This window comes from Kitasatospora sp. SolWspMP-SS2h (assembly GCF_003259315.1).
Taxonomy (GTDB): domain Bacteria; phylum Actinomycetota; class Actinomycetes; order Streptomycetales; family Streptomycetaceae; genus Kitasatospora; species Kitasatospora fiedleri.
Genome location: NZ_QLLT01000015.1, coordinates 127,722 through 152,549, shown reverse-complemented (window position 1 = coordinate 152,549; position 24,828 = coordinate 127,722). Strand labels below are relative to the sequence as shown.

Annotated in this window: 24 protein-coding genes; 4 read left to right on the top strand and 20 right to left on the bottom strand. The window is 75.1% G+C overall.

What is annotated here, in order from left to right; genetic code table 11:
- Positions 1-9: 9 nt before the first annotated feature.
- The 8 genes from K353_RS20160 to K353_RS20125 all read right to left on the bottom strand — a co-directional run bounded on the left by K353_RS20160 (position 10) and on the right by K353_RS20125 (position 11,387).
- Positions 10-1,617: a succinic semialdehyde dehydrogenase gene (locus K353_RS20160; RefSeq protein ID WP_111554957.1), complete on the bottom strand. Its 1,608-nt coding sequence runs from the start codon at positions 1,615-1,617 to the stop codon at positions 10-12.
- Positions 1,618-1,691: 74 nt separating this feature from the next.
- Positions 1,692-3,326 carry a serine/threonine-protein kinase gene (locus K353_RS20155; RefSeq protein ID WP_233533694.1) on the bottom strand — a complete coding sequence of 545 codons (1,635 nt, stop codon included), beginning with the start codon at positions 3,324-3,326 and terminating at the stop codon, positions 1,692-1,694.
- Positions 3,327-3,483: 157 nt separating this feature from the next.
- The gene (locus tag K353_RS20150) at positions 3,484-4,563 is read right to left on the bottom strand and encodes a protein kinase (protein ID WP_111554956.1); all 1,080 of its coding nucleotides are present in this window, start codon (positions 4,561-4,563) and stop codon (positions 3,484-3,486) included.
- Between the two features lie 203 nt (positions 4,564-4,766).
- Positions 4,767-6,485: a serine/threonine-protein kinase gene (locus K353_RS20145; protein ID WP_111554955.1), complete on the bottom strand. Its 1,719-nt coding sequence runs from the start codon at positions 6,483-6,485 to the stop codon at positions 4,767-4,769.
- A gap of 253 nt (positions 6,486-6,738) precedes the next feature.
- A complete protein-coding gene (locus tag K353_RS20140; protein ID WP_111554954.1) occupies positions 6,739-7,857 on the bottom strand; it encodes a GuaB3 family IMP dehydrogenase-related protein in 1,119 nt (372 codons plus the stop codon).
- A gap of 166 nt (positions 7,858-8,023) precedes the next feature.
- Positions 8,024-9,526 (bottom strand): IMP dehydrogenase, encoded by a 1,503-nt coding sequence (guaB, locus tag K353_RS20135; protein ID WP_111554953.1) that lies wholly within the window; start codon positions 9,524-9,526, stop codon positions 8,024-8,026.
- Positions 9,527-9,857: 331 nt separating this feature from the next.
- Positions 9,858-10,580, bottom strand: coding sequence for an RNA polymerase sigma factor ShbA (gene shbA, locus K353_RS20130; protein ID WP_111554952.1), 723 nt, complete (start codon positions 10,578-10,580; stop codon positions 9,858-9,860).
- A gap of 195 nt (positions 10,581-10,775) precedes the next feature.
- On the bottom strand, positions 10,776-11,387 hold the full coding sequence (locus tag K353_RS20125) for a response regulator transcription factor (protein ID WP_014136228.1): 612 nt from the start codon (positions 11,385-11,387) through the stop codon (positions 10,776-10,778).
- Positions 11,388-11,922: 535 nt separating this feature from the next.
- Between K353_RS20125 and K353_RS20120 the strand changes: the two genes are divergently transcribed.
- Positions 11,923-12,249, top strand: coding sequence for a WhiB family transcriptional regulator (locus tag K353_RS20120; RefSeq protein ID WP_111554951.1), 327 nt, complete (start codon positions 11,923-11,925; stop codon positions 12,247-12,249).
- Between the two features lie 155 nt (positions 12,250-12,404).
- On the opposite strand, the gene K353_RS20115 is transcribed toward K353_RS20120, so the two are convergent.
- The 3 genes from K353_RS20115 to groES form a co-directional block, all read right to left on the bottom strand.
- Positions 12,405-13,406: a LysR family transcriptional regulator gene (locus tag K353_RS20115; protein WP_111554950.1), complete on the bottom strand. Its 1,002-nt coding sequence runs from the start codon at positions 13,404-13,406 to the stop codon at positions 12,405-12,407.
- A gap of 162 nt (positions 13,407-13,568) precedes the next feature.
- Positions 13,569-15,203: a chaperonin GroEL gene (gene groL / locus K353_RS20110; RefSeq protein WP_111554949.1), complete on the bottom strand. Its 1,635-nt coding sequence runs from the start codon at positions 15,201-15,203 to the stop codon at positions 13,569-13,571.
- 114 nt (positions 15,204-15,317) lie between these two features.
- Complete coding sequence (gene groES / locus K353_RS20105; protein ID WP_014136232.1) at positions 15,318-15,623, bottom strand: co-chaperone GroES; 306 nt, start codon at positions 15,621-15,623, stop codon at positions 15,318-15,320.
- 258 nt (positions 15,624-15,881) lie between these two features.
- On the opposite strand from groES, the gene K353_RS20100 reads away from it, so the two are divergent.
- Complete coding sequence (locus K353_RS20100) at positions 15,882-16,196, top strand: hypothetical protein (RefSeq protein WP_111554948.1); 315 nt, start codon at positions 15,882-15,884, stop codon at positions 16,194-16,196.
- 22 nt (positions 16,197-16,218) lie between these two features.
- The gene (locus K353_RS20095; RefSeq protein WP_111554947.1) at positions 16,219-17,397 is read left to right on the top strand and encodes a methyltransferase domain-containing protein; all 1,179 of its coding nucleotides are present in this window, start codon (positions 16,219-16,221) and stop codon (positions 17,395-17,397) included.
- Here the strand turns inward: K353_RS20095 and K353_RS20090 are convergent.
- The 5 genes from K353_RS20090 to tsaB form a co-directional block, all read right to left on the bottom strand.
- Positions 17,373-18,269 (bottom strand): polysaccharide deacetylase family protein, encoded by an 897-nt coding sequence (locus tag K353_RS20090; protein WP_111554946.1) that lies wholly within the window; start codon positions 18,267-18,269, stop codon positions 17,373-17,375. The genes K353_RS20095 and K353_RS20090 overlap by 25 nt on opposite strands.
- Positions 18,270-18,337: 68 nt before the next feature.
- Complete coding sequence (locus K353_RS20085) at positions 18,338-18,583, bottom strand: hypothetical protein (RefSeq protein ID WP_370447626.1); 246 nt, start codon at positions 18,581-18,583, stop codon at positions 18,338-18,340.
- 11 nt (positions 18,584-18,594) lie between these two features.
- Positions 18,595-19,680 (bottom strand): tRNA (adenosine(37)-N6)-threonylcarbamoyltransferase complex transferase subunit TsaD, encoded by a 1,086-nt coding sequence (gene tsaD, locus K353_RS20080; protein WP_111554944.1) that lies wholly within the window; start codon positions 19,678-19,680, stop codon positions 18,595-18,597.
- A complete protein-coding gene (gene rimI / locus K353_RS20075; protein WP_111554943.1) occupies positions 19,673-20,161 on the bottom strand; it encodes a ribosomal protein S18-alanine N-acetyltransferase in 489 nt (162 codons plus the stop codon). Before rimI ends, tsaD begins: the two co-directional genes overlap by 8 nt.
- A gap of 54 nt (positions 20,162-20,215) precedes the next feature.
- Positions 20,216-20,863 (bottom strand): tRNA (adenosine(37)-N6)-threonylcarbamoyltransferase complex dimerization subunit type 1 TsaB, encoded by a 648-nt coding sequence (tsaB, locus tag K353_RS20070; RefSeq protein WP_111554942.1) that lies wholly within the window; start codon positions 20,861-20,863, stop codon positions 20,216-20,218.
- A gap of 147 nt (positions 20,864-21,010) precedes the next feature.
- On the opposite strand from tsaB, the gene K353_RS20065 reads away from it, so the two are divergent.
- Positions 21,011-21,577 carry a L,D-transpeptidase gene (locus tag K353_RS20065; RefSeq protein WP_111554941.1) on the top strand — a complete coding sequence of 189 codons (567 nt, stop codon included), beginning with the start codon at positions 21,011-21,013 and terminating at the stop codon, positions 21,575-21,577.
- A gap of 15 nt (positions 21,578-21,592) precedes the next feature.
- On the opposite strand, the gene K353_RS34890 is transcribed toward K353_RS20065, so the two are convergent.
- The 4 genes from K353_RS34890 to alr form a co-directional block, all read right to left on the bottom strand.
- The gene (locus K353_RS34890; RefSeq protein ID WP_199528176.1) at positions 21,593-21,799 is read right to left on the bottom strand and encodes a hypothetical protein; all 207 of its coding nucleotides are present in this window, start codon (positions 21,797-21,799) and stop codon (positions 21,593-21,595) included.
- Positions 21,800-21,903: 104 nt separating this feature from the next.
- A complete protein-coding gene (tsaE, locus tag K353_RS20055; RefSeq protein ID WP_111554940.1) occupies positions 21,904-22,413 on the bottom strand; it encodes a tRNA (adenosine(37)-N6)-threonylcarbamoyltransferase complex ATPase subunit type 1 TsaE in 510 nt (169 codons plus the stop codon).
- A gap of 61 nt (positions 22,414-22,474) precedes the next feature.
- Positions 22,475-23,635, bottom strand: a complete 1,161-nt coding sequence (locus K353_RS20050) for an alpha/beta fold hydrolase (RefSeq protein ID WP_111554939.1) — start codon at positions 23,633-23,635, stop codon at positions 22,475-22,477.
- A 3-nt stretch (positions 23,636-23,638) separates the two neighbouring features.
- The gene (gene alr, locus K353_RS20045) at positions 23,639-24,823 is read right to left on the bottom strand and encodes an alanine racemase (RefSeq protein WP_111554938.1); all 1,185 of its coding nucleotides are present in this window, start codon (positions 24,821-24,823) and stop codon (positions 23,639-23,641) included.
- Positions 24,824-24,828: the final 5 nt, after the last annotated feature.

Here is a 24,828-nt window from a genome sequence, read left to right as displayed (position 1 = left end):
CTCGGGTCGCTACTTGAGCCGGAAGGCCTTCATGACCTTCAGGCCGGTGGTGAAGAACTCGGCGAACTTCCGGTCGTCCATGCCGAGCGACGGGCCGATCGGCAGCAGCCGCTGCACGGCGACGGTCTGCGCCTCGGTGTAGCGCAGGATGCCCTCGGCGCCGTGCCGCCGGCCCAGCCCGGAGTCGCCCATGCCGCCCATCGGGGAGGCCACCGAGCCGTACGCGGCGGCGTACGCCTCGTTGACGTTGACGGTGCCGGTGCGCAGCCGGGCGGCGACCCGGCGGCCGCGGCCGGTGTCCCTGGTCCAGACGCTGGAGTTGAGGCCGTAGGGGGTCGCGTTGGCGGCGGCCACGGCCTCGTCCTCGGTGTCGAAGCGGTAGACCGAGACGACCGGGCCGAAGGTCTCCTCGGCGCAGACCGCCATGTCGGGGGTGACGCCGTCCAGGATGGTGGGCTCGTAGAACAGCGGGCCCAGGTCGGGCCGGGCCTGCCCGCCGGCCAGCACCGTCGCGCCGGCCTCGACGGCCTCCTCGACGTGCCGGGTGACGGTCTCCAGCTGGCGGGCGGAGACCAGCGAGCCCATGTCGGCGCCGTAGGCGAGGCCGCCGCCCAGGCGCAGCGCGGCGGTCCGCTCGGCGAACTTCGCCAGGAAGGCGTCGGCGACCGAGCGGTGCACGAAGAGCCGTTCGATGGAGATGCACAGCTGTCCGGCCGAGGAGAAGCAGGCCCGGACGGCGCCGGCGGCGGCCCGGTCCAGGTCGGCGTCGGCGAGCACCAGCATGGCGTTCTTGCCGCCGAGTTCCAGCGAGGCGCCGACCAGGCGTTCGGCGGCCCGCCGGGCGACGTCGCGGCCGGTGCGGGTGGAGCCGGTGAAGGCGACGTAGTCGGCGCGCTCGACCACCTGCGGGCCGACCACGGGGCCGTCGCCGAGCACGATCTGCCAGACCTGCGGGGGCAGTCCGGCCTCGACGAACAGCTCGCGGGCCCACAGGGCGGTCAGCGCGGTCTGGGTGTCCGGCTTGTTGACCACCGCGTTGCCGGCGACCAGGGCGGGCAGCGCGTCGCCGACCGACAGCTCCAGCGGGTAGTTCCACGGCGAGATCTGGCCGACCACGCCCTTGGGGCGGCGGGCCTCCACGGCGCTGGTCAGGCCGGGCACGGCGCCGCCGCGGCGGCGGTCGCGCAGGTAGGAGCGGGCGGCGCGGCCGTAGTGCCGGGCCGCCGAGGCGACGGCCATCACCTCCTCGAAGGCGTGCAGCCGGGCCTTGCCGGTCTCCGCCTGGACGAGGTCCAGCACCTCGTCCTGCCGCTTGAGCAGCAGGTCGTGGAAGCGGAGCAGGACGCCCGCCCGGTGCCGCACCGGCAGCGCGGCCCAGGCGGGCTGGGCCCGCCGGGCCTGGTCGAACGCCCGCTCGACGTCCGCCTCCGAGGAGACCGGCAGCGCGGCCAGCGCCTCGCCGGTCAGCGGCGCGAGCGTCTCGGCGGTCGTCCCGCCGGACGCCGTCACGCCCTTGGCCAGCCGCGCCACCAGCGCGGCCGGCACCGCCGAGGCGACGCCGCGCGCCGCCCCCTTCGCCGCGGGGTTGCGCCGGCCCTGGATCGTGCTCTGCGTCATGCGGGCAGCCTAGGCCCTGGAACCCGTCTTGTGTACCCGCCGGTAACACCAAAAGGCGGCGGGTCGGATTCCGGTCAGATGGTCGGCGTGAAGTTGTTCAGCACGGTGGTGAACTGCCGCAGGCTGTCGCGCCAGTCCTTCTCCGGCCCCGACACGTACACCATGAACGCCGTCCCGTCCGCGCGCCGGAACTCGACCTCCTTGGCGTGCCGGCGGGCGTCCTTCGCGCCGAAGGCGAACTCCCACACCGCCGCCTCCTGGCCCTTGATCTTGACGGTGTCGAGGGTGGTGCGCTGGTAGTCCTTGAGGCTCTTGGCGAGCGAGTCCTCCATCTCCAGGAAGTGGTCCTCCGGGGCGAGGGCCTGGCCGACCGACACCGCGAACAGCAGGAAGTGCTCCTGGTTGTCGGGCGTGTAGTAGATCTGCCCGCCGTCGTGCTCGCTGCGCTCCCAGGTCCCGTTGGTGGGCAGCAGGAAGCGGAACCCGGCCGGGTCGTCCTTCCAGACGTACCCGGGGGGCGCGGGCGCGCCGCTGGGCAGCGGGCTCTCGCCGGTCAGCGGGCTGTCGCCGGACGGGGTCGGGTCGGGCGCCGCGACCGTCCCCTGCCGGTGCCGGTGGACGTAGTACGCGCCGCCGCCGGCCCCGGCCAGCAGCAGCACGCCGACCAGCGTCCACAGCAGCGCCCGCCCGCGCCGCCGGGGCGCCGGGGCGGGGGCCGGGGCCGGGGCGGCGGGCGGCCGGGCCGCGGTCCGGCCCGGCTCGGTGCCCGCCCCGGACGCCCCGTCCGCCGGGTCGGGGGCGGTCCGGTCGACGACCGGGACCACCTGGGTGGGCAGCCGCGGCGCCCCGGGCTGGTCGGGGACCCGGAGGCTGACGGTGTGCCCGTCGGCGACCTCGCGCAGCATCCGGCCGATCTCGTCGGCACCGGGCCGCTCGGCCGGGTCCTTGGCCATCAGCGCGGCCAGCACCGGCCCGAGCCCGGCGGCCCGGCGCGGTTCGGGCAGCGGCTCGTCGACCACCGCGGTGAGCGTGCTGAGCGGGTTGTCCCGGCGGAACGGCGACTCGCCCTCCACCGCGTGGTACAGCGTCGCGCCCAGCGCCCACAGGTCGGAGGCCGGGCCGGGGCGCTGGCCCTGGGCGCGCTCCGGGGCCAGGTAGTCGGGCGAGCCGACCAGGTCGCCGGGGCGGGTGATGTCCATCGCGCCCTCGAACTTGGCGATGCCGAAGTCGAGCAGCACGGCCCGCCCGGTGCCGTGCTCCAGCAGCACGTTGGCGGGCTTGACGTCGCGGTGCAGCACCCCCAGCTGGTGGCCGCGGTGCAGGGCGGCCAGCACCTGGAGGCCGACGGTGGCGGCCTCCCGGGGCGTCAGGGCGCCGTCCTGGCTGATCACGTCGGACAGCGCGCGGCCGTCCACCAGCTCCATGACGATCCACGGCCGGCCGTCCTGCTCCAGCACGTCGTGGATGGTGATCACGCCCGGGTGCTTGATCCGGGCGGCGGCCCGGGCCTCGCGCTTCATCCGGGACTGGAGGATCTCCAGGTCCTCCTCCGAGAGGTGGCTGACCGTCAGCTCCTTGACGGCCACCTCCCGGTCCAGCATCTCGTCCCTGGCGCGCCAGACGGTCCCCATCCCGCCGCGCCCCAGACGCTCGCCGAGCGCGTAACGCCCGGCCAGCAGACGGCCCGTCGACTGGTCCTGTGCGCCCATGACCGTCCCCCCTTCGCTTCCCCCCACCGCCGGTCGGACGGGGTCCTGGCAGACCGTGTGCCGGTTCAGCACCGGCGGTTCGAAGGCAAGCCTAGGCTGCCCGGCGCGCCCCGGGAATCGCGGCCCGGGCTCGGAACCGCACCGTGACCGCCCGCTCTCAGCCCGCGACCGCGACGATCACCGCGACCGCCGCGCACAGCAGCACCAGCACGCCGCCCAGCACCAGCGGCCCGAGCAGCTTCGGCGGCACCCGCGGCGGACGGGCCGGGACCTGACGGTCCGTCGGCCGCGCCGGGCGCCGCCCGCGCGGGTGCGGCACCAGCGGACCGGCCTCCGGCCGGGGCACCGGCAGCAGCGGGTCGGGCGGGCCGTCCCGGCCCGGTTCGGGCGCGAACGACAGCAGCTCGCGCAACTCCCGCTGCACGGCCGCCGCGTCCGGCCGGAGCGCGGCGTCCGGCCGCAGCAGCCGCTCGACCAGCGGCCGCAGCGGCCCGCACCCGTCCGCCGGGTGGTGCCGCCCGTCCCGGACGGCCGCCAGCAGCGTCGGCAGGTCGTCCTCCGGGTACGGGCCGTGGCCGGTCAGCAGCCGGTACAGCAGCACGCCCAGCGCCCAGGTGTCGGCGGGGGCGCCCGCGTCGATCGCCCAGCGCTCGGCGAGCGGTCCGACCATCAGCGCCCGGGTCTCGTACACCCGGCGCGGCACCTCGCCGCCCAGCGCCGCGCACAGCTCCTCCTCGGCGGCGCCCAGCAGCAGCCCGCCCAGCATCGCCGCGCCGTCCTCGCAGACCAGCACCGTGCGCAGCGTCAGGTTCCCGTGCGTCAGCCCGGCCTCGTGCACGGACCGCAGCGCGCCCGCCAGGTCCGCGCCGATCTCGGCCACCCGGTACGGCGAGACCGGGCCGTTGCCCGCCAGCCGCTCCAGCGGCACCCCGGGCACCGCCTCCTCGGCGATCCACAGCACCTCGTCCTCGGGGCCCGCCGCGAGCCCCCGCAGCAGCCTCGGGTGCGCCGTCGCCGCCGCCGCGACCTGCGCGACCCGGGCGGTCAGCCGCGGCCCGTACGACGGGGCGGGCGCCCCCGCCGGGTGCCCCGGCACCAGCAGTTCGGGCAGCTCCAGCCCGAACAGGCGCACCCGCGACCCGCCGTGGACGTCCACCGCCGGAACACCGACCTCACCCTCCGGACGGTCCGTCACCCGGTACCGCCCGGCCACCAGTTGCCCCGGTGCCGCTCGCATGTCTGTTCCTCACGCCGTCGTCCCGCCAGCGTACGGCTCCCCTCCGCCTCCGCCACCGCCCGGTGCGCGCTTTCCGCCCCCGCCGGGAGCCGCCCCCGCACCGCCGCGCCCCCGGTCAGCCCGCCCGGAGCCGCCCCCGCCGCGGCCCCGGCCCGCCCGGAACACCCGGCCCCCGCCGGGCGCGCCGCGCGCCGCCGCGCCGGCTACGGCGCGGGCTGGAAGCTCTCGAAGGAGATCCGCCGGGCCAGCGAGCCGTCCGGGGCCGACCAGTCCTCCTCGGGCATGGTCCAGTAGATCGCGTAGCCGTACTTGCCGCCGCCGGTGACGAAGCCCCGGTTGAGCGAGTGCAGCAGGGTGCCGGACTTGCCGGTGTACGTCCACTCCCAGTCGGCGGCGTTGGCCCAGTCCCGGTAGGCGACGGCCTCCACCCTGACCCGGCGGTAGTCGGCCATCTTCGCGTTGCGGTCGGACTCCTGCCAGTCCTTCAGCGCGCTCGCCCCGGCGGGGCTCTGCCAGTCGACGACCAGCCGCAGCCCGCGGCCCTCGAAGCGGCGGCTGGTGGCCCGGTAGTCCGGCCCCTGGTCGGCCATCCAGTCGGGCAGCGCGATGCTGAACCCGGACGGGTCCTTGTACACCCGGTAGCCGGCGGGTATCTGCCCGGCCGACGGCAGCGGCGACGGCTCCGCGGCGGGCGGCGCGGAGCCCGGGTCCGCGGCCTGCGCGGAGGCCGACGGGGCCGCCGGCGCCGACGGGCCGGCGGACGCCGACGGGCTCGCGGACGCCGCGGTCCCGTCCGCGGCGGAGGCGGCGGCGCCGTTCTTCCCGCCGTCTCCGTCGCCCCGGGGCCAGAACACCACCAGCGCCGCGATCAGCGCGAGCGCGGCGACCACCGCCGCCCCGGCCAGCAGCGCCCGCCGCCGCGAGCCGAACGGCCCGCCCGCGGGCGGCGCCCCGTCCGTCCGGAGCGGTTCCGTCGCCGTCGCCGTCGCCGTCGCCGCCGGACCGGCCCCGGCCGGGGGCGCAGCGGCGGCCGCGGACGGCTCCGGGGCCGAGGGCGCCGGGACGGCCACCGTCTCGGCCTCGGGCAGCGGCTTCCCGGCGGCGATCAGTTCGAGCAGCGGCCGGGCGGTGTCGGCGTCCATCCGCCGGGCCGGGTCCTTCTCCAGCAGCCCCTCGATGACGCCCCGCAGCGGCCCGGCGTTGCGCGGCTCGGGCAGCGGCTCGGTCATCACGGCGGTGAGGGTGGCCAGCGCGTCGCCCCGGTCGTACGGCGGGACGCCCTCGACCATCGCGTACAGCGTGCCGCCCAGCGACCACAGGTCGGAGGGCGGTCCGGGCAGCTTGCCGCGGGCCCGCTCGGGGGCGATGTAGGAGGGGGCGCCGACCAGCATGCCGGTGGAGGTGATGGAGGTGTCGCCCTCGACGCTGGCGATGCCGAAGTCGGTGAGCACGGTGCGCCCGTCCTCGCCGATCAGCACGTTGGACGGCTTCACGTCCCGGTGCAGGATGCCCTGGCGGTGCGCGGCGCCCAGCACCCCGAGCAGGTCGAGCGCGATCCTCGCGGCCCGTTCGGGGGCGATCGGGCCGTCCTCGGCGACCACGTCGGCCAGCGAGCGGCCGGCGACGAGTTCCATCACGATCCACGGCCGGTCGTCCTCCTCGACCACGTCGAAGACGGTGACGGCCGAGGTGTGCCGGATCCGGGCGGTGGCCTTGGCCTCGCGCAGGGTGCGGACGACCAGCCGGTGCTTCTCGATCTCGTCGACGGTGCCGGTCATCCGGAGTTCCTTGACCGCGACGATCCGGCCCAGCATCTCGTCCTCGGCCCGCCAGACGGTGCCCATGCCGCCGCGCCCGAGCACCTCGCCGAGCCGGTAGCGGTCCGCCAGCAGTCGGCCGGTCGGTTCCTGCGGCTGCGTCATCGGTGCGCTCTCCCCATGGTGTCGCGGCCCTCGGCGGGTACCCCGGCCGTGACCTGACGGCGTGTCGGACCGCCGAGGGCGGCGGTCGCAGGCCGGAGCCCCCATCATCCCCTGTCCGGCCCCGGCCCGGCCACCCGCCCCCGCGCCCGGCCCCGGCGACCGTCCCAGCCCGCCCGTGGTGGGAGGACGGCGGAGGGCCCCCGCCGGTTGCGGCGGGGGCCCTCCGATCTGCTGACGGGCCGTCAGCGGGGTGTCACCGGGCGGGGTTGACCGTGACCTCGACCCGCTGGAACTCCTTGAGCTCGGTGTAGCCGGTGGTGGCCATCGCCCGGCGCAGCGCGCCGAACAGGTTCATGGTGCCGTCGGGGGTGTGCGACGGACCGGTCAGGATCTGCTCGGTGGTGCCGACGGTGCCCAGGTGCACCCGCTTGCCGCGCGGCAGCTCCTCGTGGACGGCCTCCATGCCCCAGTGGTGGCCCCGGCCGGGGGCGTCGGTGGCGCGGGCCAGCGCGGCGCCGATCATCACCGCGTCCGCGCCGCAGGCCACGGCCTTGGGGATGTCGCCGCTGTAGCCGACGCCGCCGTCCGCGATCACGTGCACGTACCGGCCGCCGGACTCGTCCATGTAGTCGCGGCGGGCGGCCGCGACGTCGGCGACGGCGGTGGCCATCGGCACCTGGATGCCCAGCACGCCCCGGGTGGTGTGCGCGGCGCCGCCGCCGAAGCCGACCAGCACGCCGGCCGCGCCGGTCCGCATCAGGTGCAGCGCGGCGGTGTAGGTGGCGCAGCCGCCGACGATCACCGGCACGTCCAGCTCGTAGATGAACTGCTTGAGGTTGAGCGGCTCGGCCGCGCCCGAGACGTGCTCGGCCGACACCGTGGTGCCGCGGATCACGAACACGTCGACCCCGGCGTCCACCACGGCCTTGGAGAACTCGGCGGTGCGCTGCGGCGAGAGCGCCGCGGCGGTCACCACGCCCGAGTCACGGACCTCCTTGATCCGCTCCTTGATCAGCTCGGCCTTGATCGGCTCCGCGTACACCTCCTGCAGGCGCCGGGTCGCCGCCGCCTCGTCGGTGATCGAGGCGATCTCCGCCAGCAGCGGGCGCGGGTCCTCGTACCGCGTCCACAGCCCCTCCAGGTTCAGCACGCCCAGGCCGCCCAGCTGCCCGATCGCGATCGCCTGCTCCGGCGACACCACGCTGTCCATCGGCGCGGCCAGGAACGGCAGTTCGAAACGGTAGGCGTCGATCTGCCAAGCGATCGAGACCTCCTTCGGGTCACGCGTACGGCGGCTGGGGACGACGGCGATGTCGTCGAAGGAGTACGCCCGGCGGCCGCGCTTGCCTCGCCCGATCTCGATCTCAGTCACTTCGAGCCCTTCTGCTGCTTTCCATCTCCCGACCGGGTCCCCCCGGCCACGCCCCCAAGTATCCCGCACGCGCCCCCACCTGCCCCGCCAGGGGCGCGCCCGGGCCCGGACGGCACGGAACCGCCCGGCCGGCGGTCGGTTCCGCGGCCGGGCGGTTCCGGTGGCCTCAGCGCGCGTTGTAGTTCGGCGCCTCGACGGTCATCTGGATGTCGTGCGGGTGGCTCTCCTTGAGGCCCGCCGAGGTGATCCGGACGAACCGGCCCTTGGTCTGCATCTCCTCGATGCTCGCCGCGCCCACGTACCCCATGGTCTGCCGCAGGCCGCCGGTCAGCTGGAACAGCACCGCGGAGAGCGGGCCGCGGTAGGGCACCTGGCCCTCGATGCCCTCGGCGATCAGCTTCTCGTCCGAGGAGACCTCGGCCTGGAAGTAGCGGTCCTTGGAGAAGGACTTCGCCTGGCCGCGGGTCTGCATCGCGCCCAGCGAGCCCATGCCGCGGTACGACTTGAACTGCTTGCCGTTGATGAAGAGCAGCTCGCCGGGCGACTCCTCGCAGCCGGCCAGCAGCGAGCCGAGCATCACGGTGTCGGCGCCGGCGCACAGCGCCTTGCCGATGTCGCCGGAGTACTGGAGGCCGCCGTCGCCGATGATCGGGACGCCCGCGTCCTGGCAGGCCTGCGCGGCCTCGTAGATCGCGGTGACCTGCGGGACGCCGACGCCGGCGACCACGCGGGTGGTGCAGATCGAGCCGGGGCCGACGCCGACCTTCACGCCGTCCACGCCGGCGTCCAGCAGCGCCTGCGCGCCGTCCCGGGTGGCGACGTTGCCGCCGACCACGTCCACCGGCACGGCGGACTTGATCTTGGAGATCCAGGACAGCGCATTGTGCGAGTGCCCGTGCGAGGTGTCGACGACCAGGAAGTCCACGCCCGCGCCGACCAGCGCCTGGGCGCGGTCGAAGGCCTCGGCGGAGGCGCCGACGGCGGCGCCCACCAGCAGCCGGCCCTCGGCGTCCTTGGCGGCGTTCGGGTACTTCTCGGCCTTGACGAAGTCCTTGACGGTGATCAGGCCCTTGATCCGGCCCTCGTCGTCGACCAGCGGCAGCTTCTCGATCTTGTGGCGGCGCAGCAGCGCGACCGCGTCCTCGCCGGAGATGCCGACCTTGCCGGTGATCAGCGGCATCGGCGTCATGATGTCGGCGACCTTGCGGCTGCGGTCGGTCTCGAAGGCCATGTCGCGGTTGGTGACGATGCCCAGTAGCTTGCCCTCGGCCGTGGCCACCGGCACGCCGGAGATCCGGAACCGGGCGCACAGCGCGTCCGCCTCGGCCAGCGTCGCCTCCGGGCCGACCGTGATCGGGTCGGTGACCATGCCGGACTCGGACCGCTTCACCAGGTCGACCTGGTTGACCTGGTCCTCGATCGAGAGGTTGCGGTGCAGGACGCCGACGCCGCCCTGGCGGGCCATCGCGATCGCCATCCGGGACTCGGTGACCTTGTCCATCGCCGCGGACAGCAGCGGGATGTTGACCCGCACGTTCCGGGAGATCCGCGAGGAGGTGTCCACCTGGTTGGGCAGCACCTCGGAGGCCCCGGGCAGCAGCAGGACGTCGTCGTACGTGAGTCCGAGCATCGCGAACTTCTCGGGTACGCCGGCGGCGTTGTAAGACATGGGGAACCTTCCGTGGCGGGCCGTCGTTCTGCGCACGGGCGCCCGGCTGTCACCGGCCGCCAAGACGCCCGGCGCTTCGGAGGAACCTCCAACGGGACCCCGCGCGCACCGGAGAAACTTTGGCGACCCGACCAGGCGCCGATACCCCATGGTACTGGTGACGCGGGGTGGGTCGTCGCGCCCTCTTGACAACGCCCGCCCGGCCGCGCTTCATTCCGCGCGGTCCACGCGCGTCCAGCAGCACGGACGGCACGCCGGACGGGAGACCGGACGGCAAGCCGGACGGGAGACCGGCCGACGGGCCGGGGAGACCGGAAGGACCGGCCGGGGTTCAGCCGCTCTCCTCCGCCAGCGCCCGCAGCCGGGACAGCGCCCGGTGCTGGGCCACCCGCACCGCGCCCGGCGACATCCCGAGCAGCTCGCCGGTCTCCTCCGCCGACAGCCCGTCCGCCACCCGCAGCAGCACCAGCTCGCGCTGGCGGGCCGGCAGGTAGGACAGCAGCTCCTTGATCCACGCGGCGTCGCTGGAGAGCAGCGCCCGCTCCTCCGGGCCGAGCGACTCGTCCGGCGTCTCCGGCAGGTCGTCCGGCGGGATTACCGTCGAGCCGGGCCCGCGCATCGCGGCCCGCTGGAGATCGGCGATCTTGTGCGCGGCGATCCCATACACGAAGGCCTCGAACGGGCGCCCGGTGTCCCGGTAGCGGGGCAGCGCGCAGAGCACCGCGACGCACACCTCCTGGGCCACGTCGTCCACGTGGTGCCGGGCCCCGCCGGGCAGCCGGACCAGCCGGCCGCGGCAGTAGCGCAGCGCCAGCGGGAGCACGTAGCCGAGCAGCGCCTCGATCGCGGGGCCGTCGCCGCGGACCGCCGCCGCGACCAGTTCGGCCACCTCGGGCGACGCCCCCGCGCCGAGCACGGGCGGGCGGGCCGCCGCTCCCGACGGGCCGTCGGATCCGGTCACCGGACCGCCCGGTGCCGACGACGGATCGGCAGCCGCACCCCCGGGGGCGGGCTGCACCGGGTCGGGCCCGGCGGCCTCCTCGTCGTCACGCATCGGTCCATGGTGCCTGGTCGGGCCGGAAAACGCGGCACCGCGTCCGGACTTGTGCATCGGAACGTTATCCGTCGCCGCGTGCACCGTGCCGCCTCCCCTGCCTGTCCGCTGGTCCCCGAGGTGCTCCACTCCTCCATGGTGCAGCCTCGGGACCACAACGTCACACGTCCGAGCGAGCGCGGTTCGCGCGTCCGCTCAGCGGACCAGGCCCCAACGGAAGCCCAGCGCCACCGCGTGCGCGCGGTCCGAGGCGCCCAACTTCTTGAACAGCCGCCTGGCGTGCGTCTTCACGGTGTCCTCGGACAGGAACAGCTCGCGGCCGATCTCGGCGTTGGAACGGCCGTGGCTCATCCCCTCCAGCACCTGGATCTCACGGGCCGTCAGGGTCGGCGCGGCGCCCATGTCCGGGCTGCGGAGCCGGCGCGGCGCCAGGCGCCAGGTCGGGTCGGCCAGCGCCTGGGTGACGGTGGCCCGCAGCTCGGCGCGCGAGGCGTCCTTGTGCAGGTAGCCGCGGGCCCCGGCGGCGACCGCGAGGGCCACGCCGTCCAGGTCCTCGGCGACGGTGAGCATGATGATCCGGGCGCCCGGGTCGGCCGACAGCAGCCGGCGGACCGTCTCCACCCCGCCGAGGCCGGGCATCCGGACGTCCATCAGAACGAGATCGGAACGGTCGGCCACCCAGCGGCGGAGGACCTCCTCACCGTTCGTCGCAGTGGTCACCCGGTCCACGCCGGGCACGGTCGCCACCGCGCGGCGAAGCGCCTCCCGGGCGAGCGGGGAATCGTCGCAGACGAGTACGGATGTCATGACCGTCGTCCTCCGCAGCAGATCCGCGTCACGTTGAGCCTCCTGGCTGGTACGAACCTCTCCGACACGGCCCCGGGACGCACCCGTTCCGATCGCCTCGCTGCGCGACCGGTCCCGATGTCCTGCGTCCTCTGACCGCCTCCGCACATCCAACGACCGTCACTCGAATGAGTTACGGCTTCACGTCCATCTCCACCACTGTACGTGGCCAACCCATCACACAAGAGCCACCTCGCGGTGCACACGCCGCACTTTTGTGCAGCTCGCGCGCGGTGCCCGCGCCGCGCGCGCCCTCCGGAGGCGGTCCGCGCCCGGTGGGACACCCGATCGGTGCAGCATGCGGGTTCAAACCTCTTGCCCCTTTTGTCCGTTTTTATAGCTTCTGTCAGGTCATTGACGGATTCGTCGGACTGTGGGTGACTTGTCGGTGTAGTGGGCGTAAGTCATATTTCCAGGTGTCCGTACCGGCCCGGTGCCGCCTCGCCGCGACAGTCGCGGCCGGCCGCCGGGTCCCGAGCCATGAAGGGAATGAGCCATGGCAGATTTCTCCCGCCTCCCAGGCCCCAACGCAGACCTCTGGGACTGGCAGCTCTCCGCCGCCTGCCGCGGCGTCGACAGCTCACTGTTCTTCCACCCCGAGGGCGAACGCGGCGCGGCCCGGACCTCCCGCGAGACGAGCGCCAAGGAGGTCTGCATGCGCTGCCCGGTGCGCGTCAAGTGCGCGGCACACGCCCTCGCCGTCCGCGAGCCCTACGGGGTCTGGGGCGGCATGACCGAGGACGAACGCGAGGAGCTGCTCGGCCGCTCCCGCAACCGGCTGGCCGAGGTCCCGCTGGCGATGCCGCAGACCATCCGCCGCTGATCCGCCACCAGTCCGGCCGCTCCCGCCGGTCCTGGTCCGTCGCCGGTCCCCGTGCCGGTCCCCCGCACCGCAGCGGCCGTCCCCGCCGCCGCGGCCCGCGTCCCCGGCCGCGCCACCCGGACGCGTCGCCCGCCCGTCCCCGGTCGGCGCCGCGCTCAGCGGGCCGCGGCCGACGCCGCGAGCTGGTCCAGCATCAGCGCCACCGCCGGGACCTCCGCCAGGTCCGGCAGGGTCAGCGCCACCACCTCGCGCCGGGCCGGCTCGCCCGAGGCCACCCTCACCGGCACGGCCGCCGCCCCCGGGTGCCGCACCGACTCCAGCGCCAGCCCCGGCAGCACCGCCACCCCCAGGCCCGCGCCGACCAGGCCCACCACCGCCGGGTAGTCGTCCGTGGCGAACTCGATGGCCGGCGCGAAGCCCGCGTCCGCGCACAGCTCCACCAGGTGGCCCCGGCACTGCAGGCAGCCCGCGATCCACTGCTCGGCCGCCAGCTCCGCCAGGTCCACCGGGTCGCCCTCGCCCCGGCCCGCCAGCGGGTGGCCCGCCGGGACGAGGCCCACCAGCGGATCGTCCAGCAGCGGGCGCACCACCAGCTCGGACCAGTCGTTCGCGGCCGCCGTCGCCGCCGCCTCCAGCGCCGCCTCGGCCCGCGCCTCGCGCAGCGTCGCGTGCGGGGACGGCAGGCTCAGCCCGCCCTGCGAGTCCGGGTAGCGGAAGGCCAGCGCGACCTCGCACTCGCCGCCGCGCAGCATCGCCAGCGCCTGGGTCGGCTCCGCCTCCACCAGCGAGACCCGCACCCCCGGGTGGGCCGTCCGCACCTGCGCCACCGACCGCGGCACCAGGGTCGAACTGGCCGTCGGGAACGAGACCAGCCGCACCCGCCCCGCCCGCAGCCCGGCGATCGCCGCGACCTCCTCCTCGGCGGCCGAGAGCCCCGCGAGGATGCCGTCCGCGTGCCGCAGCAGCACCCGCCCGGCCTCGCTCAGCTGCATCTCCCGCCCGGACCGCACCACCAGCGGGGTGTCCACCGCCTTCTCCAGCGCCTTCATCTGCTGGCTCACCGCGGGCTGCGTGCACCCCAGCTCCCGCGCGGCGGCGGAGAACGACCCGGTCCGGGCGACGGCGTGCAGGACGCGGAGGTGGCGGGCTTCGATCACGCCGTCAACTGTAGGGGAGGCGCGAAGTGCGCCGGGAACGCGAGAGCAGGGGCGCGGGGCCCCGGCGCTCCGGGCCGCGCACCACGGGGGTGCGGGGCCGGTCGCGCGGTTCCTCGCGCCCCTGCTCTCGCCGCGCCGCCCTGGCGGCCGGCGCGCGGTGCCTCAGTGGCTGTGGCCGTGGCCGCCGTGCGAGTGGCCGTGGCCGGCGGCCTCTTCCTCTTCCTTCTTCTCCACCACGAGGGTCTCGGTGGTGAGCAGCAGGGAGGCGATGGAGGCGGCGTTCTCCAGGGCGGAGCGGGTGACCTTGACCGGGTCGATGACGCCGGCCTTGACCAGGTCGCCGTACTCGCCGGTGGCGGCGTTGTAGCCCTGGCCGGGCTCCAGGTCGGCGACCTTGGAGGTGATGACGTAGCCCTCCAGGCCGGCGTTCTGGGCGATCCAGCGCAGCGGCTCGGCGAGCGCCTTGCGGACCACGGCGACACCGGTGGCCTCGTCGCCGGTCAGGCCGAGGCCGTCCTCCAGGACCTTCGCGGCGTGCACCAGCGAGGCGCCACCGCCGGCCACGATGCCCTCCTCGACCGCGGCGCGGGTCGCGGAGATGGCGTCCTCCAGGCGGTGCTTGCGCTCCTTGAGCTCGACCTCGGTGGCCGCGCCGACCTTGATCACGCAGACGCCGCCGGCCAGCTTGGCGAGGCGCTCCTGGAGCTTCTCGCGGTCCCAGTCGGAGTCGGTGTTGGCGATCTCGGCCTTGATCTGGGCGACCCGGCCCGCGACCTCGGCGGAGTCGCCGGCGCCGTCGACGACGATGGTCTCGTCCTTGGTGACGGTGATCCGGCGGGCGCTGCCGAGCACCTCCAGGCCGACCTGGTCGAGCTTGAGGCCGACCTCCTCGGAGACGACCTGGCCGCCGGTGAGGGTGGCGATGTCGCCGAGGATGGCCTTGCGGCGGTCGCCGAAGCCGGGGGCCTTGACCGCGACCGCGTTGAAGGTGCCGCGGATCTTGTTGACCACCAGGGTGGAGAGGGCCTCGCCGTCGACGTCCTCGGCGATGATCAGCAGCGGGCGGGAGCCGCCGGCCTGCAGGACCTTCTCCAGCAGCGGCAGGAGCTCCTGGATGGAGGAGATCTTGCCCTGGTTGATCAGGACGTACGGGTCCTCCAGGACGGCTTCCTGGCGCTCCGCGTCGGTGACGAAGTACGGGGACAGGTAGCCCTTGTCGAACTGCATGCCCTCGGTGAACTCGAGCTCGACGCCGAAGGTGTTGGACTCCTCGACGGTGATCACACCGTCCTTGCCGACCTTGTCGATCGCCTCGGCGATCAGCTCGCCGACCTGGGTGTCCTGGGCGGAGAGGGAGGCGACGGCGGCGATGTCGTCCTTGCCCTCGATCTCGCGGGCCACCGAGAGCAGGTGCTCGGAGACGGCGGCGACGGCCTTGTCGATGCCCTTCTTCAGGGCGGCCGGGCCGGCGCCGGCGGCGACGTTGCGCAGGCCCTCGTTGACCAGGGCCTGGGCGAGCACGGTGGCGGTGGTGGTGCCGTCGCCCGCGACGTCGTTGGTCTTGGTGGCGACCTCCTTGACCAGCTGCGCGCCGAGGTTCTCGTACGGGTCGTCGAGCTCGACCTCGCGGGCGATGGTCACACCGTCGTTGGTGATGGTGGGGGCGCCGAACTTCTTGTCGATGACGACGTTGCGGCCCTTGGGGCCGATGGTCACCTTGACGGTGTCGGCCAGCTTGTTGACGCCGCGCTCCAGCGAGCGGCGGGCGTCCTCGTCGAACTGCAGGGTCTTCGCCATGATCCCGTTTCCTCAGGGGTAGGTCTGCGTACGTGGAGCAACAACCGCGCCCCGGGCCCCTGTCAGTGCGACACGGATCCGGGGCGGGCTGGGACGTCTACTGGTCGGACGTCTTTACTTCTCGATGATCGCGAGGACGTCGCGGGCCGAGAGGACGAGGTACTCCTCGCCCTGGTACTTCACCTCGGTGCCGCCGTACTTCGAGTACAGGACGATGTCACCGACGGCGACGTCGAGCGGCAGACGCTGACCGTCCTCGAAGCGGCCCGGGCCGACGGCCAGGACGACGCCCTCCTGGGGCTTCTCCTTGGCGGTGTCCGGGATCACCAGGCCGGAGGCGGTGGTGGTCTCGGCGTCGAGCGGCTGGACCACGATGCGGTCCTCGAGCGGCTTGATGGCAACCTTGCTGCTGGTGGTCACGTCCGAGCTCCCCTTCGGAGATTACGGGGTTGTCTAACAGGTAGGTGGCGATTGCGCGCGGCCGCCGTCGCGGGGGTCGGACACGCTTCATCGCGTTAGCACTCTCCCTGGGGGGAGTGCCAGGAACGACCTTAGGACGCGGTTAGCACTCAGTCAACCAGAGTGCCAACGGAGTCGGGCCCGAGTTTCCGTTCGACCCGGCCGGTTCCGAGTACGGGTACTCAGGCGGCGGGCGAATTCCCTTGCCACGATGGGGACATGGCGAAGAAGAGCCGGTCCGCGGGGCGGGACGCGTTCCACGCGGTGTGGCTGCTGGCGCTGGCCGTGCCGCTGCTGTGCGCGGTGCCCTACGCGGTCATGGTGCTGGTGTTCGCGCTGGCCGGGGCCTCGGAGCGCGGGGGCGGGGCGGGCCTGGCGGTGCTGCTGTGCGGCACGGTGACGGTGCTGGGGCTCGCGGTGCCGGTGGTCTCGACGGTGGCGACGGCGCGGCGGGGCTACCGGATCGCGCCGCTGGCGGTGGGGCTGGCCGGGCCCGCGCTGGCGGCGGCCGTGCTCGCGGTGCTGGCGCGCTGAGCGGAGCCGCGACAATGGTGCGGTGGAGATCGAGTCGTTCCGGGCGCTGCTGACCGAGCAGGGGCAGGCGCTGCTGGCCGAGTTGCGGGGGTTCACGGCGGCCGGGGAGCTGGCGCTGGCGACCAGGCTGCGGCGGGAGTACCCGGCGGAGCTGGTGCGGGCGGCGTTCGAGCAGGCCCGGCTGCGGCAGCGGGCGGAGGCGAAGTTCGGGGCGGACGCCGCGTCGATGTACTTCACCCAGCACGGGGTGGAGCAGGCGACCAGGCGGTCGGTCGCCGAGTGGCGGGCGGGGCGGTTCGCGGCGCTGGGGGTGCGGCGGCTGGCCGACCTGTGCTGCGGGATCGGCGGGGACGCGATCGCGCTGGCCCGGGCCGGGATCGCGGTGCTGGCGGTGGACCGGGACGAGCTGACCTGCGAGGTGGCGCGGGCGAACGCGGCGGCGCTGGGCGTGGCGGAGCTGGTCGAGGTGCGCCGCGCGGACGTCGCGGACGTCGGCACCGCGGGCTTCGACGCGGTGTTCACCGACCCGGCGCGGCGCACCTCGAAGGGCCGGGTGTTCGACCCGGAGGCGTACGCGCCGCCGCTGTCCTGGGCGGTGGAGGCGGCCCGCGGCGCCCCGTTCGGCGCGCTGAAGGTGGCGCCGGGCATCCCGCACGAGCTGGTGCCGGCGGGCGCCGAGGCGGAGTGGGTGTCGGACCGCGGCGAGGTGAAGGAGGCGGTGCTGTGGTTCGGCACGGCCGCCGCCGAGCCGTACCGGGCGACGCTGCTGCCGGGCCCGCACTCGCTGTCCGGCGGCGCGCTGCCGGACCCGCCGGTGGGCCCGGTGGGGCGCTACCTGTACGAGCCGGACGGGGCGGTGATCCGGGGCCGGATGGTCGCGGAGGTGGCGGAGCTGACGGGCGGCCGGCTGATCGACCCGATGATCGCGTACGTCACCTCGGACGAGCTGCGCCCGACGCCGTACGCGCAGGCGTACGAGCTGACCGACGTGCTGCCGTTCCAGGTCAAGCGGTTGCGGGCGCTGGTGCGGGAGCGCCGGATCGGCACCGTGGTGGTCAAGAAGCGCGGGGCGTCGGTGGTGCCGGAGGAGCTGCGGCGGCAGGTGAGACCGGCCGGGCCGAACGCGGTGACGGTGATCGTGGCCCGGACGGCGGCCGGGCCGGTGATGATGCTGGGTCAGCCGGTGGGCCGGGCCAGGTAGTCGTCGAGGCGGGCGACCGCGAAGCCCTGCTCCTGGATCCGGGCGAGCAGCTCGCCGAACATCCCGGTCATGGTCTCGCCCTTGAGCTCGGACGGGCCGCGGAAGTGGGCCAGGATGATGTCGCCGCTGCGGAGCTTCTTGTCGGCGGCCTGGTACTGCATGTCGTGGATCTGCATGGACTCCCGCCAGAGCACGACGGCGCGCGGCCCGCACTCCTGGACGGCGGTGTTCAGGGCGGCGGTGTTCGCGCCGTCGCCGTAGGGCGGGCGGAACAGGTAGGGGGCGGTGCCGTACTGCTCGGTGAGGGCGGCCTGGTCGTCGCAGACCTGAGCCTTCTGCTGGGCGGGGCCGAGCTTGCTCATCACCGGGTGGCTGACGGTGTGGTTCTGGATGCTGTTGCCGAGCGCCTGGAGCGGTTTGAAGTAGGCGTAGTCGTTCTTGACGATGTCCTCGGTCAGGAACATTGTGACCGGGACCTTGAGTTCGGTGAGCATCTCGACGAACTTCGGGTCCTTCTCGGCCCCGTCGTCGAGGGTGATGAAGACGACCTTGTCGGTGGTCGGGACTTCGCTGAACACCGGCACCTGGCCGGACCGGGTGAGCTTGACCGGCCGGTCGGCGGGCGGCGCGGGCGCCTTGGGCAGCGGCTTGAGGCCCCACTTGGCCCAGGCGGCCTCGGGCACCGCGTCCTGCGCGGGGGCCGACGGGGTGCCGGTGCCGGTGCCGGAGGGTGCCGGTGTGCCGCTGGTGGCGACCGGCGCGGCCGGGACGGGGGACCGGTCGGCCGCCCCGGAGCCGCTGCCGCACCCGCTCGCCGCCAGCAGCACCGCGAGGGCGCCCGCCCCGTACCCGACCCGTACCCGCTGCTTCACCGGTGGCCCCCCGCTCGTCCTCGACACGCCTGTCGATCATAGGACGATCGGATTTGGCTGCCCGGTTGCTACCCCGCGTCCGTGCGGGTGAAGGTCCAGCGGTGCACCGGGCGGGCCAGCAGGTGCGCGGGCGGTTCCGGCACCGGCCGCGGCTCGCCCGTCCACAGCGCGATGAGCAGCACCCGCTCGCCCGGCGCGGTGAACAGCTCGACCCGCTCCAGGCCGGCCGCGCCGCGCACCGCGGGCAGCGCGGACTCCCGGGCCCAGGCGTGCAGTTCGGCCCCCCGGCCGGCCGCCGCCCGGGCCTCCCACATGGCCGCCAGGGTCACTTCAGGGCCTCGTGCGCGTGCGCGTGGAAGCCGCCGTGCTCGCCCGGCACGTGCGTCTCGGTGACCGGCAGCGAGGAGTCCGCCGACAGGTCGAGGGAGGACGGGGTGCGGTTGCGCCGCACCATCTCGGCGCCGAGCGCCGCCACCATCGCGCCGTTGTCGGTGCACAGGCCCGGCCGCGGCACCCGCAGCACGATGCCCGCCCGGTCGCAGCGCTGCTGCGCCATCTCGCGCAGCCGGGAGTTGGCGGCCACGCCGCCGCCGATCATCAGGTGGTCGACGTCGTTGTCCTTGCAGGCCCGGACCGCCTTGCGGGTCAGCACGTCGGTCACCGCCTCCTGGAAGGACGCCGCGACGTCCGCCACCGGCACCGGCTCACCGGCCCGCCGCCGGGCCTCCACCCAGCGCGCCACGGCGGTCTTCAGCCCGGAGAACGAGAAGTCGTACGCGGGGTCGCCCGCGTTGTTCAGCCCGCGCGGGAAGGCGATCGCCGCGCCGTCGCCCTCCCGGGCCATCCGGTCCACCACCGGCCCGCCCGGGAAGCCCAGCCCGAGCACCCGCGCCACCTTGTCGAACGCCTCGCCGGCCGCGTCGTCGATGGTCGCGCCCAGCGGCCGCACGTCGGCGGTGATGTCGCCGCTGAGCAGCAGCGAGGAGTGCCCGCCGGAGACCAGCAGCGCCATCGTCGGCTCCGGCAGCCGGCCGTGCTCCAGCTGGTCCACGCAGATGTGCGAGGCCAGGTGGTTGACGCCGTACAGCGGCTTGTCCAGCGCCCACGCGTACGCCTTGGCCGCGCTCACGCCGACCAGCAGCGCGCCCGCCAGGCCCGGCCCGGCGGTGACGGCGATGCCGTCCAGGTCGCTCGCCTTCACCCCGGCGGTGTCCAGCGCCCGCCGGATGGTCGGCACCATCGCCTCCAGGTGCGCCCGGCTGGCGATCTCCGGGACGACGCCGCCGTACCGGGCGTGGTCGTTGACGCTGGAGGCGACCGCGTCGGCCAGCAGGGTGGTGCCGCGGACGATGCCGACGCCGGTCTCGTCGCAGGAGGTCTCGATGCCGAGGACGAGGGGTTCGTCAGCCATTGTGATGATCCTTCAGATCGCTTGCTTCACTTGCGTCGCTTGCCAGGTGGTCCAGACGCATCACCAGTGCGTCCACGTTGGCCGGCTGGTAGTAGCCCCGCCGGATGCCGACCGGCTCGAACCCGAACCGCTCGTACAGCCGCTGCGCGCGCAGGTTGTCCACCCGCACCTCCAGCAGCAGTTCGGCGCAGCCGCGCCGGACCGACTCCTCGACCAGCTCCGTCAGCAGCAGCGCCCCGAGCCCCGCCCCCTGGTGCTCGGAGTCCACCGCGATGGTCTGCACGTCGCTGTCCGGGCCGACCGCCATCAGCCCGGCGTAGCCGACCGGCGCGCCGCCGCCGTCGACGGCCACCACGTAGTGCCGGCTCCCGCCGGGGAACGCCTCCGCCAGCTCCGACCAGTACATCCCGCGCGACCAGGCGTCCTCGGGGAACAGCCGGTGCTCCAGCACCATGACGGGCTCGATGTCCCACCACCGCATCGGCCGCAGCGCGTACCTAGCCACGCCGGCCGACCGCTGAGCCAGGAGCCCGCCTCACGCCGGAAGCACCGCCTTGTACCCGGCGGGGACCTGGGCGTCCGGGCGCCGGAGGTACAGCGGCGCGTTCGGCAGCAGCTCCCGGCCGGCGGCCAGCTCGCGGACCGCGAAGTCGGCCAGCGCGCCCGCCGAGACGTGCTCGGGGCCGCTTGCCGCGGGCAGCGCGTACAGCAGGGCGCCCGCGCCGACCGTCCGCGGGCCGGGGTCGATCTCGGCCGGGCGGTCCACCGCGGGGCCGCCCACCCGGGCGCCGTCGGCGTCGTAGGAGGCCCAGTAGACCTCCTTGCGCCGGGCGTCGGTGGCCACCGCGAACGGCCCCGCCAGGCCCTCGGCGCGCGCCTGGTGGGCGATCGCGTCGAGGGTGCAGACGCCGTGGACGGGCAGGCCGAGCGCGTCGCCGAGGGCGGCGGCGGTGACCAGGCCGACCCGCAGGCCGGTGTACGGGCCGGGGCCGACGCCCACCGCCAGGTGGGTCAGGTCGCGCTTGTCCGCGCCGGCGGCGCGCAGCACGGCCGCGACGGTGGGCAGCAGCAGCTCGCCGTGCCGGCGGGCGTCGACCTCGTAGGACTCGGCGAGCACCCGCTCGCCGTCGTGGACGGCGGCGGTGACGGCGGGGGTGGCGGTGTCGAAGGCGAGGAGGAGCACGGGTCCAAGGTTAGAGGGTTCGGCGCCCGGGCCCGCACCGCCCCGGACCGGTCGGGAACACACGATCGCCAGGAGCCCGGAACCGCCCGCCGCACCTGGCACGATGGGCCTTCCCGAAGGTGAGACGCGGAGCGTTGAGGAGCTGACGTGGCGAAGCTGGGTCCTGGTGCGGTGGTCGGCGGGCTGACCCTGGGGGCCGTGGCGGTGATCGGGCTGCTGGCCTTCCAGGCGAACGGCGCGGCCTCGCGCGCGGTCGCGGCGCCGTCCGCGTCGAGCGCCGCCCCGTCGGCCGCCGCCCCGGAGAGCGCCCGGCCGAGCGTGCCGCCGCTGCCCGCCGAGTCCGGTTCGGGCCCGCGGGTGGTGCTCGCGCTGCAGGCGCAGCAGGTCTGGCTGGTCGACCCGAAGAAGCCGGAGCCGGTGGTGGCCGCGTTCAAGGTGGTGCCGGGCAACACGCTGCCCGCGGCGGGCACCTACACCGTCACCAGCCGCACCGCTTCGGGCACCGGCACGGACGGGCGGCAGATCGAGCACGTGGTGCGGTTCGCCCAGCAGTCCGGCACGGTGTTCGGGTTCAGCGCGCTGGTGGACGAGAGGGCGCCGGCCCCGTCGGTGGACCCGGGGACCAGGACCGGCGGCATCCGGGCGTCCCGGGCGGACGGCCAGGCGCTGTGGGACTTCGCGCCGAACGGCACCCGGGTGGTCGTGGTCGCCTGACCGGCCGCGGCCCGGTCAGGCGGCGCGGCGCTCCGGCGGGGTGGAGACGGCCTCGGCGGCCCGGCAGGCCGCCAGCAGGGCGCGCATCGGCACCGGCGCGGCGGCCGGCGCCCCGACGGCGGCGGCTCCGGCCGCCGGAGCGGCCGGGGCCCCGGCGGTGCGCTCCGGCACGGCGGCCGGGGCGGCGGAACGGTCCTCGGTGGTCCTGGGGGGTGTGCTCACCACGGGGCGCCTCCCTAGTTAGGCATACCTAACCTGCTGACGCCATCCCATCACGCCCGCGCGGTGCGCCGCAACCGTTCCCGACGCGCTGTCGGAAACCCGGTTCAGTTCTCACCCAGACCGGTGAGGTCCGCGGCGTCCCAGCGGCCGCCCAGCCCGGTCAGGGTGACCCGCCGTCCGTCCGACTCCCCCAGCGCGTCCGCCGCCTCGCCGCCCAGGGTCCGCTCGATCCGGACCTCCAGCCGGTCCTCGGACAGCCGCTCGACCTTGCCCTCGCCCCACTCGACGACGACCACCGACTCGGGCAGCGACACGTCCAGGTCGAGGTCCTCCATCTCGTCCAGGCCGCCGCCCAGCCGGTACGCGTCCACGTGCACGAGCGCGGGGCCGCCGGTCAGCGAGGGGTGCACCCGGGCGATCACGAAGGTCGGCGAGGTGACCGCGCCGCGCACGCCCAGGCCCTCGCCCAGGCCGCGGGTCAGCGTGGTCTTGCCCGCGCCCAGCTCCCCCGACAGCAGGACCAGGTCGCCGGGGCGCAGGAGCGCGGCGAGCCGCCGGCCGAGGCCGGTCATCCGCTCCGCGGTGTCGACGGTCAGAGTGGTCTGCGAACCCATGGCGTCCTTCTTCGATCGATGCGGCCACCCCTAAGGTGCCACACCGCGCGGCGCCCACCGCTCAGCCCTCCGGCCGCTCCCGGGCCAGTTCCCGCAGCGCCGCCGGCAGCGGGCCCGCCCCGGCCCGGTCGGCGGCCCGCTCCAGCAGCGCGGCCAGCTCCCGGTCGACGGTGCCGGGGGCTTCCAGCATCACCAGGTGCCCGGCGTCCGGCACCAGCACCAGCCGGGCGCCGGGCAGCGCGGCGGCGATCGCCTCCGAGTACTCGGGCGGGGTCAGCAGGTCCCTGGTGCCGGCCAGCACCAGGACGGGCAGGCCGTCCCCGTCCAGGGCGGCCAGCGCGGCGCGCTTGTCGTGCGCGGAGAAGGTCGGGTAGAACTCGGCGACCACGTCGATGGGGGTGGCGTCCAGCAGCTGCTCGGCGAACCGGGCGACCGCCGGGTCGACGTCCCGGCTCCCGAACGAGAACCGCCGGTAGAAGACCGCGGCCAGGTCGGCGCCCCAGCGCCGGGTGGCCTCGACCAGCTCGACCTGGCGGCCCAGCAGCCGTATCACCCCGGGCACGACCCGCTTGACCACCTTGGCGCCGACCGCGGGCAGGCCCAGCGGCACCGCGTCCCAGTCGCCCGCCAGGGTGCCGATCAGCGCGACGCCGGCCACCCGGCCGCCCGGGCCGAACAGCTCGGGGCGCCGGTCGGCCAGCGCCATCACGGTCATGCCGCCCATCGAGTGCCCGACCAGCACGATCGGCCCCTCGGGGACGACCGCGTCCAGCACCGCCTCCAGGTCCGCGCCGAGCTGGTCGATCGAGGCCGGTTCGCCGCCCGCGTACGAGCGGGAGCGCTCGGAGCGGCCGTGGCTGCGCTGGTCCCAGAACACGGTGCGCAGCGCGCCGCGCAGCGCGGCCCGCTGGAAGTGCCAGCCGTCCTGGTTGAGGCAGTAGCCGTGGCAGAACACCACGGTCGGACCGCCGCCCGCCGGGACCTCGTCGACCTCGACGTACAGCCCGGTGCCGTCGGCGGCGGGCACGGTGGTGGCGGTGCCGCGCAGCGAGCCGAAGGCGGCCGCCGCGTCGAGCTCCTCGCGGGCCCGCCGGCGCATCGCCCGCCCGACCGTCAGCCGCTCCACGGCCACCCCGGCGGCGGCCCCGGCGGCCAGCACGCCCAGCGATATGCCGATCAGCCCGGCCCGGGACACCCCGCCGGAAGAGGACTCCTCAGCCACCGCTCACCCCCGCAGTCCGCCGACGTAGCGTCGGGCGACCCGGCCCCCGATCCGGGTGATGATCTCGTACGCGATGGTGTCGCAGGCCACCGCCCAGTCCTCGGCGGTCGGCTCGCCCCGGTCGCCGGCCCCGAAGAGCAGGACCTCCGCGCCGGTCTCCGGGGTGTCCCCGCCGAGGTCGACGACGAACTGGTCCATCGCCACCCGCCCGGCCACCCGGTAGCGGGTGGCGCCGATCTGCACCGGCCCGGTGTTGCTGGCGTGCCGCGGCACGCCGTCCCCGTAGCCGAGCGGGACCAGGCCGAGCGTGGTCGGGCCCGGCGTCGTGTAGTGGTGCCCGTACGAGACGCCGTGGCCGCCGGGCACGTGCTTGACCAGCGCGAGCCGGGCCGACAGCGACATCACCGGCCGCAGGCCGAAGTCGGCGGGCCCGCCGACCTGCGGGACGGGCGACAGGCCGTACATGGCCAGGCCCGGCCGGACCAGGTCGTAGTGCGACTGCGGCAGCAGCAGCGTCGCCGGGGAGTTGGCGATGTGCCGCACCTCGGGGTCGACGCCGGCCCGCTCGGCGAACGCCAGGACCTGGGCGAACAGGTCGAGCTGGGCCTGGATCGAGGGGTGGCCGGGCTCGTCGGCCGCCGCGAAGTGCGACCAGACGCCGACCACCCGCAGCAGGCCCTCGGCCTGCGCCTTCACCGCGTTCTCCACCAGGTCCGGCCAGTCGCGCGGCTGGCAGCCGTTGCGGCCCAGCCCGGTGTCGGCCTTCAGGTGCACCCGGGCCGGGACGCCGGTCTCCCGGACGGCCGCCAGCAGCTCGTCCAGCGCCCACTGACCGCTCACCGAGACGTCCACCGACTCGCGCAGCGCCCGCGCCCACGGGCCGCCCGGCGTCCACAGCCAGCACAGGATGCGGGCCCGCTCGGGGCCGATCCCGGCGGCCCGCAGCGCGAGCGCCTCCTCCGGGGTGGCGGTGCCCAGCCAGCCCGCGCCGGCCGCGACCGCCTCCCGGGCGCACCGCAGCGCGCCGTGGCCGTAGGCGTCCGCCTTGACCACGGCCATCAGCTCGGGCCCGGCCGTGCGGGCGCGCAGCGCGGCCAGGTTGTCGCGCAGCGCGGCCAGGTCGATGGTCGCCTCGGCCCGCGCCCCCTGGGTCAGCGCGGGCGTCCCGGCGGTGTTCGCAGTCGTCATCGCGT

Bases quoted from the DNA above. Each gene is read 5' to 3' on its own strand.
- K353_RS20160 (WP_111554957.1), bottom strand. From the start codon at position 1,617: ATGACGCAGAGCACGATCCAGGGCCGGCGCAACCCCGCGGCGAAGGGG.
- K353_RS20155 (WP_233533694.1), bottom strand. From the start codon at position 3,326: ATGGGCGCACAGGACCAGTCGACGGGCCGTCTGCTGGCCGGGCGTTAC.
- K353_RS20150 (WP_111554956.1), bottom strand. From the start codon at position 4,563: ATGCGAGCGGCACCGGGGCAACTGGTGGCCGGGCGGTACCGGGTGACG.
- K353_RS20145 (WP_111554955.1), bottom strand. From the start codon at position 6,485: ATGACGCAGCCGCAGGAACCGACCGGCCGACTGCTGGCGGACCGCTAC.
- guaB (WP_111554953.1), bottom strand. From the start codon at position 9,526: ATGTCTTACAACGCCGCCGGCGTACCCGAGAAGTTCGCGATGCTCGGA.
- shbA (WP_111554952.1), bottom strand. From the start codon at position 10,580: ATGCGTGACGACGAGGAGGCCGCCGGGCCCGACCCGGTGCAGCCCGCC.
- K353_RS20125 (WP_014136228.1), bottom strand. From the start codon at position 11,387: ATGACATCCGTACTCGTCTGCGACGATTCCCCGCTCGCCCGGGAGGCG.
- K353_RS20120 (WP_111554951.1), top strand. From the start codon at position 11,923: ATGGCAGATTTCTCCCGCCTCCCAGGCCCCAACGCAGACCTCTGGGAC.
- groL (WP_111554949.1), bottom strand. From the start codon at position 15,203: ATGGCGAAGACCCTGCAGTTCGACGAGGACGCCCGCCGCTCGCTGGAG.
- K353_RS20100 (WP_111554948.1), top strand. From the start codon at position 15,882: ATGGCGAAGAAGAGCCGGTCCGCGGGGCGGGACGCGTTCCACGCGGTG.
- K353_RS20085 (WP_370447626.1), bottom strand. From the start codon at position 18,583: ATGTGGGAGGCCCGGGCGGCGGCCGGCCGGGGGGCCGAACTGCACGCC.
- tsaD (WP_111554944.1), bottom strand. From the start codon at position 19,680: ATGGCTGACGAACCCCTCGTCCTCGGCATCGAGACCTCCTGCGACGAG.
- rimI (WP_111554943.1), bottom strand. From the start codon at position 20,161: ATGCGGTGGTGGGACATCGAGCCCGTCATGGTGCTGGAGCACCGGCTG.
- tsaE (WP_111554940.1), bottom strand. From the start codon at position 22,413: ATGGGTTCGCAGACCACTCTGACCGTCGACACCGCGGAGCGGATGACC.
- alr (WP_111554938.1), bottom strand. From the start codon at position 24,823: ATGACGACTGCGAACACCGCCGGGACGCCCGCGCTGACCCAGGGGGCG.